10 protein-coding genes are annotated in these 12,925 nt (G+C 66.2%); 5 read left to right on the top strand and 5 right to left on the bottom strand.

Going from position 1 to position 12,925, the window contains the following annotated elements; genetic code table 11:
• Positions 1–269: 269 nt before the first annotated feature.
• The 4 genes from ACS5Q7_RS18090 to ACS5Q7_RS18075 all read left to right on the top strand — a co-directional run bounded on the left by ACS5Q7_RS18090 (position 270) and on the right by ACS5Q7_RS18075 (position 5,081).
• On the top strand, positions 270–1,517 hold the full coding sequence (locus ACS5Q7_RS18090) for an MFS transporter (RefSeq protein WP_478340654.1): 1,248 nt from the start codon (positions 270–272) through the stop codon (positions 1,515–1,517).
• Positions 1,518–1,725: 208 nt separating this feature from the next.
• Entirely contained in the window at positions 1,726–3,018 is a 1,293-nt protein-coding gene (locus tag ACS5Q7_RS18085) for an MFS transporter (RefSeq protein WP_478340653.1), read from the top strand.
• A gap of 4 nt (positions 3,019–3,022) precedes the next feature.
• On the top strand, positions 3,023–4,246 hold the full coding sequence (locus ACS5Q7_RS18080) for a CaiB/BaiF CoA transferase family protein (RefSeq protein ID WP_478340652.1): 1,224 nt from the start codon (positions 3,023–3,025) through the stop codon (positions 4,244–4,246).
• 22 nt (positions 4,247–4,268) lie between these two features.
• The gene (locus tag ACS5Q7_RS18075) at positions 4,269–5,081 is read left to right on the top strand and encodes an enoyl-CoA hydratase/isomerase family protein (protein WP_478340651.1); all 813 of its coding nucleotides are present in this window, start codon (positions 4,269–4,271) and stop codon (positions 5,079–5,081) included.
• A 32-nt stretch (positions 5,082–5,113) separates the two neighbouring features.
• Here the strand turns inward: ACS5Q7_RS18075 and xoxJ are convergent, their stop codons facing one another.
• The 5 genes from xoxJ to rnd all read right to left on the bottom strand — a co-directional run bounded on the left by xoxJ (position 5,114) and on the right by rnd (position 10,720).
• Positions 5,114–5,959: a rare earth element methanol dehydrogenase accessory protein XoxJ gene (gene xoxJ, locus ACS5Q7_RS18070; RefSeq protein ID WP_478340650.1), complete on the bottom strand. Its 846-nt coding sequence runs from the start codon at positions 5,957–5,959 to the stop codon at positions 5,114–5,116.
• Positions 5,959–6,567, bottom strand: coding sequence for a c-type cytochrome, methanol metabolism-related (locus tag ACS5Q7_RS18065; RefSeq protein WP_478340649.1), 609 nt, complete (start codon positions 6,565–6,567; stop codon positions 5,959–5,961). The genes xoxJ and ACS5Q7_RS18065 overlap by 1 nt, the downstream gene beginning before the upstream one ends.
• Before the next feature lie 132 nt (positions 6,568–6,699).
• Positions 6,700–8,505, bottom strand: coding sequence for a lanthanide-dependent methanol dehydrogenase XoxF1 (xoxF1, locus tag ACS5Q7_RS18060; RefSeq protein ID WP_478340648.1), 1,806 nt, complete (start codon positions 8,503–8,505; stop codon positions 6,700–6,702).
• Positions 8,506–9,172: 667 nt separating this feature from the next.
• Positions 9,173–9,460, bottom strand: a complete 288-nt coding sequence (locus tag ACS5Q7_RS18055) for a hypothetical protein (RefSeq protein ID WP_478340647.1) — start codon at positions 9,458–9,460, stop codon at positions 9,173–9,175.
• A 96-nt stretch (positions 9,461–9,556) separates the two neighbouring features.
• The gene (gene rnd, locus ACS5Q7_RS18050) at positions 9,557–10,720 is read right to left on the bottom strand and encodes a ribonuclease D (protein WP_478340646.1); all 1,164 of its coding nucleotides are present in this window, start codon (positions 10,718–10,720) and stop codon (positions 9,557–9,559) included.
• A gap of 231 nt (positions 10,721–10,951) precedes the next feature.
• Between rnd and aspS the strand changes: the two genes are divergently transcribed.
• Complete coding sequence (gene aspS, locus ACS5Q7_RS18045; RefSeq protein ID WP_478340645.1) at positions 10,952–12,796, top strand: aspartate--tRNA ligase; 1,845 nt, start codon at positions 10,952–10,954, stop codon at positions 12,794–12,796.
• Positions 12,797–12,925 lie beyond the last annotated feature (129 nt).

Here is a 12,925-nt window from a genome sequence, read left to right as displayed (position 1 = left end):
ACCGGTGCAGCAAGTTAATCCCGGCAAATGCGACTGAGTTTGCGACTGCGCCCGCTTTCGCGCCAAGCCTGCCTCAACGCGCGGCACCGCTCCCCGCGACCCCGGACCAGACCCTGCGACGCGGCTGGCACGCCTTCTGCATTGTCGGGTGGGCCGACATTAGCGCGGCACGCGGAGCAACGGCGCTCCGCAGAGCGGACGGTGTGAGTCCGGATCCCCGGCCTGTGCGGCCGCGTCGCGGCACGCAAACTCTGACGAGCACCTCACCCATGGCGAGCTTCAAGACCGTGATGAAGTCGGGCCACCCCCCGACATTGTTTGCCGCATTCCTCTACTTCGATTTCTGCTTCGCGATCTGGGTCCTGAACGGCGCGATGGGCCCGTTCATCACCGAGACCTACAAGCTCACCCCGGCCCAGACCGGCTTCATGATCTCCCTGCCGATCCTTGCCGGCGCCATCATGCGCTTTCCGCTCGGCGTGCTGGCCCAGTATATCGGCCGCAAGAACGCGGCGATCACCGAGATGGGCATCATCGTCGTGGCGATGGCCTACGGCTTCTTCGTCGTCTCCTCCTACAACGACGTGCTCGCCATGGGCGTGCTCCTCGGCATCGCGGGCGCTTCCTTCGGCGTGGCGTTGTCGCTCGGCTCGGGCTGGTTCCCGCCGGAGCACAAGGGCCTCGCCATGGGCATCGCGGGCGCCGGTAATTCCGGCACCGTCCTGGCCGTTCTGTTCGCGCCGCCGCTGGCGCAGATGTATGGCTGGCAGGCCGTCTACGGCTTCGCGGGTGTCGTGATGCTGATCCCGCTCGTCGTGATGATCGCCCTCGCCAAGGAGCCGCCGGACCTGCACGGCCAGTCCTTCAAGGAGCACATCGCCTGCCTGTTCACGAAGGACGGATGGGCTTTCTCGCTGATCTACGTCATCACCTTCGGCGGCTTCATCGGCCTTTCGAACTTCCTGCCGACCTTCTTCTACGAGCAGTTCGCGGTCACGAAGGTCGAGGCCGGCCGCCTGACGATGCTTGCGGCGCTGATGGGCTCCGGCATCCGCATCGTGGGTGGGTATTTCGCCGACAAGCTCGGCGGCGTCGCGGTGCTGTCGGTGGTGCTGCTGGCGGCGGTGGCGGCCTTCCTGGCCCTCACGGCGAACCCCTCCCTCGCCCTGACGACCATGCTGTTCATGTTCTGCTTCGCGGCTCTGGGCGCGGGCAACGGCGCGCTGTTCCAGCTCGTGCCGCTGCGCTGGCCGAACAACACGGCGGTCGCGGGCTCGATGATCGGCGAGATCGGTGCGCTCGGCGGCGCGATCCTTCCGAACGTGATGGGGATGTCGAAGCAGTATACCGGCCATTTCGCGACCGGCTTCGTCATCTACGCCGTCTTCGCGGCGCTGGTGCTCGGCTGCCTCGCCCTCTGGCAGAGGAACTGGGTCGGCTCCTGGGTCGGCCCGCGCGGCAAGGCCCTCAGCGCCCCGGTGGAGGAGAACACGAAGCTCCGGCCCGCCACTGCCTGATCCGAACGCTATTGAGAATAGGGACGGGGGCCGCATGGCCCCCGTTCGCTTTTGAGCGGGATGCGCGCATTATGATCATAGGCTGTTGCCATCGGCGGCAAGACCGGATTGAATAACGTATTAGACAAGATGCCGGATCGGGGCGGTCCAGGCATCGTGCGGGCATGAGGGGCAACAAGCTCCCGGCGCCGCGAGGGAGGGTTGGGCGATGATGAAGCGCGTGAGCGCCACCAATGGCGTGCTCGGCCTGCTCTGTCTGATGTATTTCATCACCTACCTCGACAGGGTGAACCTGGCGACGGCCGGCACGGTGATGATGCACGACCTCGGCATGTCGAAGACCGAGTTCGGGCTGATGCTCTCGGCCTTCGCCTACCCCTACGCCATCTTCCAGGTCATCGGCGGTTCAGTGGGCGACAAGTTCGGCGCCCGGCGCACCCTGATGGTCTGCGGCATCATCTGGGCGGCCGCGACGGTGCTGACCGGCATGGTCGGCGGGCTCGTGAGCCTCTTCCTCGCCCGCGTGCTCCTCGGCTTCGGCGAGGGCGCGACCTTCCCCACCGCCACCCGTGCCATGCAGAACTGGACGGCGCCGGGCAAGCGCGGCTTCGCGCAGGGCATCACCCACGCCTTCGCGCGGTTCGGCAACGCCGTGGCCCCGCCCATCGTCGCCTTCCTGATCTACCATTTCGGCTGGCGCGTGAGCTTCTACGCGCTGGGCGTCGCCAGCTTCATCTGGGTCTTGATCTGGTACTTCTACTTCCGCGACGATCCGTCGGACCATCCGGCCATCACCCCCGCCGAACTCGAGACCCTGCCCGCGCCGCGCAAGGTGGGCGTCCGTCAGAGCGTGCCGTGGGGCGCCCTCACCCGCCGGATGCTCCCGGTGACGATCACCTATTTCTGCTACGGCTGGACCCTGTGGCTGTTCCTCGGCTGGCTGCCGACCTTCTTCAAGGAAAGCTACGGGCTCGATCTGAAGAACTCGGCGCTGTTCGCCTCCGGCGTGTTCTTCGCGGGCGTGGTGGGCGACACGGTTGGCGGCATCGCGAGCGACAAGATCGGCCACATGACCGGCAACGTGAAGCTCGCGCGCCTGTCGGTGATCGTGACCGGCTTCCTCGGCGCGGCGGCGAGCCTCACCGGCGTGTTCTTCACCCGCGATCTCACCTTCGTCGCGCTGCTCCTCTCCTCCGGCTTCTTCTTCGCCGAACTGGTGATCGGCCCGATCTGGTCCGTGCCGATGGATATCGCGCCGAAATACGCCGGCACGGCGAGCGGCCTGATGAACACCGGCTCGGCGGTGGCGGCCATCGTCTCCCCGATCATGTTCGGGTTCATCGTCGACCGCACGGGAAGCTGGACGCTGCCGTTCATCGGCTCCATCGGCCTCTGCCTGCTCGGGGCCGCCCTCGCCTTCACCATGCATCCCGAGCGCGAGTTCGTGGATCCGCCGGTCGAGCCGACCGGGCGCGTCGCCGGTGTCCCGGCCGGAGAGTAGCCCCATGGTCAGCGCGCGCACCGAGCGGCATGGGCCGCTGGCCGGGATGCGGGTGATCGAGCTCGCACACATCATGGCCGGGCCGGTTTGCGGGCTGATGCTCGCGGACATGGGCGCCGAGGTCATCAAGGTCGAGAAGCTCGACGGAGACGACACCCGCCGTACCGTGCCTCCGACCCTCGACGGCGAGAGCGCCGCCTACATGATGATGAATCGGGGGAAGCGCGGCCTCAGCCTCGATCTCAAGGCGCCGGAGGGCGTCGCGGTGCTGCGGCGGCTCCTCGGCGACGCCGACGCGCTGATCGAGAATTATCGCGCGGGCACGATGGAGCGGCTCGGCCTCGGCTACGAGAGCCTGCGCCAGGACTTTCCCGGCCTCGTCTATTGCTCGCTCTCCGGTTTCGGTCGCAGCGGCCCCTATGCCGACCGCGCGGGGTTCGACCTCGTGGCCCAGGGCATGAGCGGCCTCATGTCCGTGACCGGCGAGGGACCGGGCCGTCCGCCGATGAAGTGCGGTCCGCCCGTCACCGACATCACCGCCGGTATCCTCGCCGCGATGGGCGTGCTGGCCGCCTATACGCGCCGGCTCAAGACCGGCCAGGGGCAGGTGGTGGATACCTCGCTGTTCGAGGCCGGCATCACCCACACCTACTGGCAATCGGCCATCGCCATGGCGACCGGGATCGCGCCCGGTCCGATGGGCTCGGCGCATCCGCTGAACGCGCCCTACGAGGCGTTCGAGACGGCGGATGGCTGGATCACCATCGGAGCGGCCAACCAGACCAACTGGCTGCGGATGCTCAAGGCCATCGGCATGGAGCATCTCGCGGAGGACCCGCGCTTCGCCCTCAACCGCGACCGCATGGCGAATCGCGAAGCCCTGGCTGCCACCCTGGCACCCGCGTTCCGCGAGCGCCGTTCCGGCGATTGGCTCTCACGCCTCGAAGCCGAGGGCGTGCCCGCCGGGCCGGTGCTCGACGTGAACGCCATGCACAGCGACCCGCAGACGCTGGCGCGCGAGATGGTGGTCGAGGTGGAGCATTCCCGCGTCGGGCGGATGAAGACCCTCGGCCTGCCGGTGAAGTTCTCGGAGACGCCCGGTCGCGTCCACGGGGCGGCGCCGCTGCTGGGCGAGCATTCCCGTGCCATCCTGACGGAAGCGGGCTACGATGATGCGGCGATCGACGACCTGATCGCCCGTGGCATCGTGCGCGAAACCCGCGCCTGATCCCGACCGCGCGGAGGCCCCGATGAACGCACACGCCCCGACCGACGAATTGCTGTTCACGAAGGACGAGGCCGGGATCGCCCGGATCGTCCTGAACCGGCCGCAGGCGCGCAACGCCCTGACCTTCGCGATGTATCGGGGGCTGATTGCCTGCTGCGAGGACATCGCCGCCGATCCTGCGGTGAAGGCGCTCATCATCACCGGCGCGGGCGAGAAGGCTTTCGCCGCCGGGACCGACATCGCGCAGTTCCGCAGCTTCGAGACGGCCGAGGATGCGCTGGGCTACGAGCGCTTCATGGACGAGGTGCTGGGCGGCCTCGAACGCTTGCGCGTGCCGACCATCGCGGCCATCGCGGGCGCTTGTACGGGCGGCGGCGCGGCCATCGCGGCGGCCTGCGACCTGCGCATCGCCACCCGCGATGCGCGGTTCGGCTTCCCGATCGCCCGCACGCTGGGCAACTGCCTCAGCCAGGGGAATCTCAAGCGGCTCTCGAACCTCATCGGTCCGGCACGGGTGAAGGACATCATCTTCACCGCGCGATTGATGGGGGCGGAGGAAGCCTTGGCGATTGGCCTCGTCGGCGAGGTCGTGGACGACATCCATGCCTTGGCCGAGCGGGTGGACGCGCTCGCCGCCCTGCTCGCCGGGCATGCGCCGCTCACGATGCAGGCCACGAAGGAAGGCTTGCGTCGCCTCGCCGAGGAAGACGCCCCGGCCGAAGGCGAACCTCGTCCCGGCGATGACCTGATCCTCATGTGCTACATGAGCCAGGATTTCCGCGAGGGAATGGAAGCGTTCCTGGGCAAGCGCGCGCCGGACTGGAAGGGGCGGTAACGCCCCCTCCCCTCTGCGGGCCGGAAGCGAGCTTACCGCTCGCCGGGTTCCGCCAGTTTATTCTCGTCCTGATCGAGAAGCGGCACGTCGTACTCGCGCAGCACCTTGTCGATATCGGCGCTGCGCTTGCGGAGGATGGTGTTCAGGCTGCGCTTCCAGTCGTTCTCACCGAGCCGCACGCCCATCGCGATCCGGTAGGCCATCGGCGGGCGCTCCGGCTCCTTGAGCAGGGGCGTGACGACCAGATCGGCGCCGCTCTGCTTGGCGAGCCAACCGGCGGCCGGACCCCAGAGCACGGCGGCGTCGATGTCCTTCGCCGCGAGATCCGCGATCACCTGGGCCGAGACGGTCTGGAACTTCCGCTGCGGATCGAGGGCGTAGGGCGGGTAAGCCTTCATCGCGGAGACGAGGCCGAGATCGCCCATGCGGTTGACCGGGGGCGTGCCGGCGATGACACCGATCTTCTTGCCCTTCAAGCGCGGGTCGTCGAGGGCGACGACACCGTCGAACTCGCCCTTGCGCGTCACGAGGGTATAGGTCGAGCGATAATAGGGGTTCGTCGTCTGGAGGAGGTCGCTGCCGAAGGCTTGGCCGATCACCAGATCGCACAGGCCGGTCCCGAGCGTGTTCCGGACGAAGCCCGGCCCCTGCGTCAGCCAGTAATAACGGACCTTCACCTTCAATTCGTCCGCGATGATCGCGGCGATCTTGTTCTCGAAGCCGTCTTCCTTGCGTTCGGAGAACGGCATGTTGCCGGGATCGCCGCAGACACGCAGGACGTCGGTCGTCACTGTATCCGGCAGGTGCTGTGCGACAGCCCCCTGCGCCACCGTCATCGACAGGGCGCAGAGGATCGCAAGCCGAGGGGCCTGGGCCATCAGAAGCCCATGCACTCCTTCTCGGTCTTCTTGGCGGCGTCGGGCTTTTCCTCGTGGTCGCTCGGCCGGATACGGCCGATGGCACCTGCGGCGCGGGCCTTCAGGTAGACGTAGAGGTCGTCCGAGTAGCACATGACGTTCTTGTTGTCGCCGAAGGCCGGCATGACCTTCTGCTCGGCGGCGTTCACGTCCTGCTTGCCGCCGACCAGGATGCCGATGAACTCTTCGTAGGAGAGATGCTTCAGCGAATCCTTGAGCGCCGGCGCGTAGGTCGAACCCATGCCGTCCGGGCCGTGGCAGACGTGGCACTCGGCGTGATAGCGGCGGTAGCCGGAGTAGCTGTACCAGTCGAGCTTCTTGCCGTCGTCGGTGACGTGGAAGGTCGGATGACCGTCGGCGTCGATATACTTTCCGTCCTCGATCTTCACCGCCGCGTCCTTCTTGAGAAGGTCCGGGTCCTGTTCGGCGGTCTTGTCGTTCGCGTTCAGCGAGTTGGCGAGGGCGGGATCGGGCTTGGCATCCTCAGCATGTACGGCGACCGCGGAAACGGTCGCTAGGGCGAGGGCGGCCAGAACGGGCCGCGTGATGATGGTGCTGAGGTGGAGCAACGTGGGCTTCTCCCTGGAATGAGGTCTTTCCGTCTCCCTTCGAGCAGAGACCTCTTGCGTGCAGTTCTAATCAAAAGGATGCCGGCGCGGAAGCCCGCGCCGGCACCGATTTTAGCAGATCACTGCGGCCGATTAGTTCGGCAGAGCGAAGACGGTCAACTGGCCGCCGAGGTTGGTGTACTGCGACAGAGCCGCGTAGCCACCCACCGCGCCGAGGCCGGCGTTCGGGTCGGTCAGGCCGGCCGCGAGGCCGATGCCGGCCCAGCCGCCGACGCCCGACAGGACGCCCACGTACTGCTTGCCCTTGTGCTGGTAGGTCATCACGTTGCCGATGATGCCCGACGGAGTCTTGAACTTCCAGAGCTCCTTACCGGACTTGTCGTCGACAGCCTTGATGTAACCCTCGAGGGTTCCGTAGAACACCACGTCACCGGCGGTGGCGAGAGCACCCGACCACACCGAGAACTGCTCGGGGTTCGACCACTTGATCTTACCGTTCACGCCGTCCCAAGCGATGAAGTTACCCATGCCGCCGTGGGAGTTCGGAGCCGGGTACATCGAGAGGGTCGCACCGACGTAGGGCTGGCCCGGGGTGTAGGTCACCCGGAACGGCTCGTAGTCCATGCAGACGTGGTTGGTGGGCACGTAGAACAGGTTGGTCTTCGGCGAGAACGCAGCAGGCTGCTGATCCTTGGAGCCGAGGGCCGCCGGGCAGATGCCCTTCGAGTTCACGTCCTCACCGTTCTGCTCGGTCGAGTACTTCGACACGACCAGCGGACGGCCGTAGGTCTTCGAACCCTTGTCCATGTCGACCTTGGTCGCCCAGTTGACGGCCGGATCGTACTTCTCGGCGACCAGGAGGGCGCCGGTGTCACGGTTCAGGGTGTAGCCGAAGCCGTTACGGTCGAAGTGGGTCAGGAGCGGCTGATCCTTGCCGTCAACCTTCTGATCCGTGAGGATCATCTCGTTGATGCCGTCGTAATCCCACTCGTCGTGGGGGGTCATCTGGTAGACCCACTTGGCGACGCCCGTCTCGGGATTACGCGCCCAAATGGTCATGGACCACTTGTTGTCGCCCGGACGCTGCTTCGGGTTCCAGGTGGAGGGGTTGCCCGAGCCGTAGTACATCAGGTTCAGCTTGGGGTCGTAGGAGAACCAGCCCCAGGTGCAGCCGCCGCCGGTCTTCCACTGATCGCCTTCCCAGGTCTTGATCGAGGAATCCTTGCCGACCGGCTTGCCGAGCTCGGTGGTCTTCTCCGGGTCGACCATGATCTGGTCGTCCGGACCTTCCGAGAAGGCGCGCCAGGCGAGCTTGCCGGTCTTCAGGTCGTAGGCGGTGACGTGGCACTGCACGCCGAACTCGCCGCCGGAGATGCCGACGATGACCTTGTCCTTCACGGGAAGGACGGTGGCGGTGTTGGTCGCGCCCTTGGACGGGTCGCCGTTCTTCACCGACCAGTTGACCTTGCCGGACTTCGCATCGAGCGAAACCACGGTCGTGTCGGCCTGGTGGAGGAGGATGGCGCCGTCGGCATAGGCCAGACCACGGTTCACCGTGTCACAGCACATGACCGGGATCACGGACGGATCCTGCTTGGGCTCGTACTTCCACACGATCTTGGCGTCGTGATCGAGGTCGAGCGCGTACACGATGTTCGGGAACGGCGTGTGCACGTACATCATGTTGCCGACGACGAGCGGAGAGCCCTCGTGGCCACGCAGGACGCCGGTCGAGAACGTCCAGGCGACCTGGAGGTTCTTCACGTTGTCCTTGTTGATCTGGTCGAGCTTCGAAAAGCGCGTGTTGGCGTAGTCGACCGTCTGAAGCACCTGCTCTGCAGGGTTGGCGATGCCCTTCAGGACGCTCTCGTTGGCGAGCGCCGGCGCGGCGACGGCCGCAACGCCTGCCCCGAGGGCAAGGAGATGTACCGCTCTCATGGATTCCTCCGACAAGTCATTAGTAAGCCTTCAGAACATGCCTCGAGAGCAATGCCAGAAAGACTTCGACTGACTCTTTCGCGACAGGGATAGAGCCTCGATAGCGGGCGTAAGGGTGACGGAGATCTTCTTCAGACCTCCGGCCAGAGGCCGCCCATCCCCTTAGGCAGCCCCCTCGAAACCGAAGCTGCGACGGACCTTAAGAGATTTTTGAGCGCCGTCAACACGCAGTTTTAGGCGGGTTCCCGCCTCAGGGCCACGGATGGTTTCCCATAGGTGAAAACGGCTTAGTTGCTGCCACGCACAAAATCATATTGCGCTGCGAACATCCGGCGTTCAGGTTCCGCATCGATAGAGCGTAGCGCGCGCCGATGGCCGACGCAAAAGTCGAAAAGTCTGTTGTTTTGGCGCGGCATAGAGGAATGTCAGTAGAAAATGATGCTGAAAGAAGTATGTCAGCTACGACTATCGCGCTGCGGCATCACCGAAGCGTGAGGACGCGTTGAGCAGCGGGAAGGCCCGTGTGGGCCGGCTGGGGATTGCGCCGTCTCGCCGCATGATCCGCCCGTTTTTGGCGGGAGAATTCGGCAAAGGAATGGGTTCCGCGACGGGCTGCCGCAACAGGAACCCTAAGAAACCGGGGAATCGTCGGACGGGCTGAGTCTATTCAGAATGTCGGGACGGGTCCGGTCGATTCGAACTCGGCGATGTCGCCCACGAGGTCGGTCACGGAAACGGCGAAGCTGCGGCCGTTCTTGAGACGCAACAGCGCGTCCGGTTCGAGCCAGATCGGCCAGAGACCCGCGTGGCGGCCGGTGAGGGTGCCGTGAGCGAAGGCGCCGTCCGGGCGGTGCTCGATGACGACCCTGTAGCGGACCCGCACGGGTTCGCATCCTTCCGCGAGCACGACGCCGCGGCCGGTATGGATGTTCGGACCGTCGTCGGGTTCGGACATACGCAGAAACGCGCCAGGATAAAGCGGCAAACTGATTGCCACTTAATCCCGGTCGTTCGGTCTGTCACCGGTTCCGAGTGAGGATCCGCAGATCTGTCAGGGAGAGGGCGCGTCCAGCTCGTGGACGACGATGCGGTTGCCGCGCGCCGACAACGCGAGCCGGCCATGCTTCAGCGCCAGCGCCTTCTCGCCGAAGAGCGACCGTCGCCAGCCCTGCAGCACCGGCACCTCCGCCTCGTCGTCGTCGGCCAGGGCTTCGAGATCGTCGACGGTGGCGATGATCTTGGGCGCGACCCCTTCCGCTTCGCACACCGCCTTCAGGAGCACCTTCAGCAATTCCACCAGCGCACCGTTGCCGCCGGAGCGACGGATGCGTTCCGGCATGGCGATGGCGGTCGGATCGTTCGCGAGGCCGCGTTCGACGGCGGCGAGGATGTCGGCGCCGGTCCGCGAGCGCTCGAAGCCCGCCGGAATGGTTCGCAGGCGTCCGAGGGCCTCGACGCTGCGCGGCGCGGCCGAGGCCACGTCGATCACCGCTTCATCCTTGAGCACGCGCCCGCGCGGGACGTTGCGCGACTGTGCCTCCCGCTCGCGCCACGCGGCGACCTCCATCAGCACCGCGATCTCGCGGGGCTTGCGCATCCGCCCGGCGAGCCGCCGCCAGGCCTGCTGCGGATCGGCCTGATAGGTCTCCGGCGACGTGAGGACCGCCATCTCCTCGTCGAGCCAGGCGCCCCGGTCGGTGCGCAGCAACTCCGCGACCAGCGCCTCGTAGATCTTCACGAGATGCGTCACGTCCGAGAGGGCGTAGGCCAGCTGCGCGTCTGACAGCGGCCGGCGTGACCAGTCGGTGAAGCGCGACGACTTGTCGATCTTCGCCTTCGCCACGTCGTTGACGAGTTGCTCGTACGACACCGAATCGCCGTAGCCGCAGACCATCGCCGCGACCTGGGTGTCGAAGAACGGATGCGGCAGGGTGCGCCCCAGCATCCAGACGATCTCCAGATCCTGCCGCGCCGAATGGAACACCTTCACCACCCCTTCGTCCGACATCAAGTCCACGAAGGGTTGCAGATCGAGACCGGGCGCGAGGGGGTCCACGAGGACGGCGCTGCCATCCGGTGCGGCCATCTGGATGAGACACAACTTAGGATAGTAAGTCGTCTCGCGCATGAATTCGGTATCGACGGTCACGAAGGGCTGCGCAGAGAGCCGCGTGCAGACGTCGCGCAATTCGGCGGTGTCGGTGATCAGATCCATGTTCCGGCTATACGCAAGCCCCGGCGGGTTGGGGAAGCGGCTTGAGGCCCCCGTGCCGGTTTTGCCGGGACTTGTAGCATTTTCCGCGCGTTATCCCGTCGCGTCGGTATACCGAGCCGGCGCATCCCGCACGGGGCGGCGGGGGCGGCCGCGGAGCCGGCCATTCGACGCCGCGCTTGACTTGGATGGCCTCGCGTGAATGGTGCCGGCCTCCCCTGAGAAGAAGCCGTCATGCACCGTTACCGTACCCACACCTGCGGGGCATTGCGCCCGTCCGAAGTCGGGCAGACCGTTCGCCTCTCCGGCTGGTGCCACCGCGTCCGCGACCATGGCGGCGTGCTGTTCGTGGACCTGCGCGACCATTACGGCGTCACGCAGTGCGTGGTGGATTCGGATTCGAAGGCCTTCGCCGCCGCCGAGGCCGTGCGCTCCGAATGGGTGATCCGCATCGACGGCCGGGTGCGCACCCGCCCCGCCGGCACCGAGAATGCCGAGCTGCCGACCGGTGCGGTCGAGGTCTATATCGATGACCTCGAAGTGCTGGGCCCGGCGGGCGAGCTGCCGCTGCCGGTCTTCGGCGACCTCGAATATCCGGAAGAGACGCGCCTCAAGTACCGCTTCCTCGACCTGCGCCGGGAGAAGCTGCACGCCAACATCATGAAGCGCGGCGCGATCATCGACTCGCTGCGCCGCCGGATGCGCGACGGCGGGTTCTTCGAATTCCAGACGCCGATCCTGACCGCCTCGTCGCCGGAGGGCGCCCGCGACTACCTCGTTCCGTCGCGCGTCCATCCCGGCAAGTTCTACGCGCTCCCGCAGGCGCCGCAGCAGTTCAAGCAGCTGACGATGATCGCGGGCTTCGACCGCTACTTCCAGATCGCCCCCTGCTTCCGCGACGAGGATGCCCGCGCCGACCGCTCGCCGGGCGAGTTCTACCAGCTCGACATCGAGATGAGCTTCGTCACACAGGAGGACGTGTTCCAGGCCGTGGAGCCTGTCCTGCGCGGCGTGTTCGAGGAGTTCGCCGAGGGCAAGCGCGTCACCAAGGAATTCCCGCGCATCACCTACGCGGACGCGATGCTGAAATACGGTGTCGACAAGCCGGATCTGCGCAACCCGCTCCTGATCGCTGACGTGACCGACGAGTTCGCCCGCGACGACGTGGAGTTCAAGGCGTTCAAGGGCGCGATCAAGGCGGGCGGCGTGGTCCGCGCGATCCCCGCGCCGGGGGCAGGCGGCCAGCCCCGCTCGTTCTTCGACAAGCTCAACGAGTGGGCGCGCTCGGAAGGCGCGCCGGGCCTCGGCTATGTCGTGTTCGAGGACGAGGGCGGGACGCTCGTCGGCAAGGGGCCGATCGCCAAGTTCATCCCGGCGCCGGTCCAGGCGATCATGGCCGAGAAGGCCAAGGTGAAGGCGGGCGACGCGGTGTTCTTCTCGGCCGGGGTCGAGGCCAAGGCCGCCGGGCTCGCCGGCAAGGCGCGCATCCGCATCGGCGACGAACTGAACCTCTCCGACAAGGATCAGTACGCGTTCTGCTGGATCACCGATTTCCCGATGTACGAGTGGAACGAGGAAGACAAGAAGGTCGACTTCTCCCACAACCCGTTCTCGATGCCCAACATCGATCGCGAGGACTTCCTCAAATTCGACGTCGAGAAGCTGGCGACCGATGGCGAGACCGGTGAGCTCACCAAGACGATCCTCGATATCAAGGCGTTCCAGTACGACATCGTCTGCAACGGCGTGGAACTGTCCTCGGGCGCCATCAGGAACCACCGTCCCGACGTGATGGAGAAGGCCTTCGCCATCGCCGGCTACGGCAAGGACGTGCTGGAGGCGAAGTTCGGCGGCATGTTGAATGCGCTCCGCCTCGGCGCCCCGCCGCACGGTGGCATCGCGCCGGGTGTGGACCGCATCGTCATGCTCCTCTGCAACGAGCCGAACATCCGCGAGGTCGTGCTGTTCCCGATGAACCAGCGGGCCGAGGATCTGATGATGGGCGCCCCCTCCGAGGCGACGGCGAAGCAGCTCCGCGAGCTGCACATCCGCCTGAACCTGCCGGAGAAGAAGGCCTGACGACGCTCCTCGATGAGTAGCCCAGGCCGAGGCTTGCTCCGTCATTGCGAGGCGGAGCCGAAGCAATCCAGAGCGCGACCTCTCCGGGGGCAGCAGTGCCGGCTGGATTGCTTCGCTCTGCTCGCAATG

This window comes from Methylobacterium sp. Gmos3 (genome assembly GCF_056430985.1).
The sequence above is the reverse complement of the archived record's forward strand: the minus strand, read 5'-3'. Positions and strand labels throughout refer to the sequence as shown.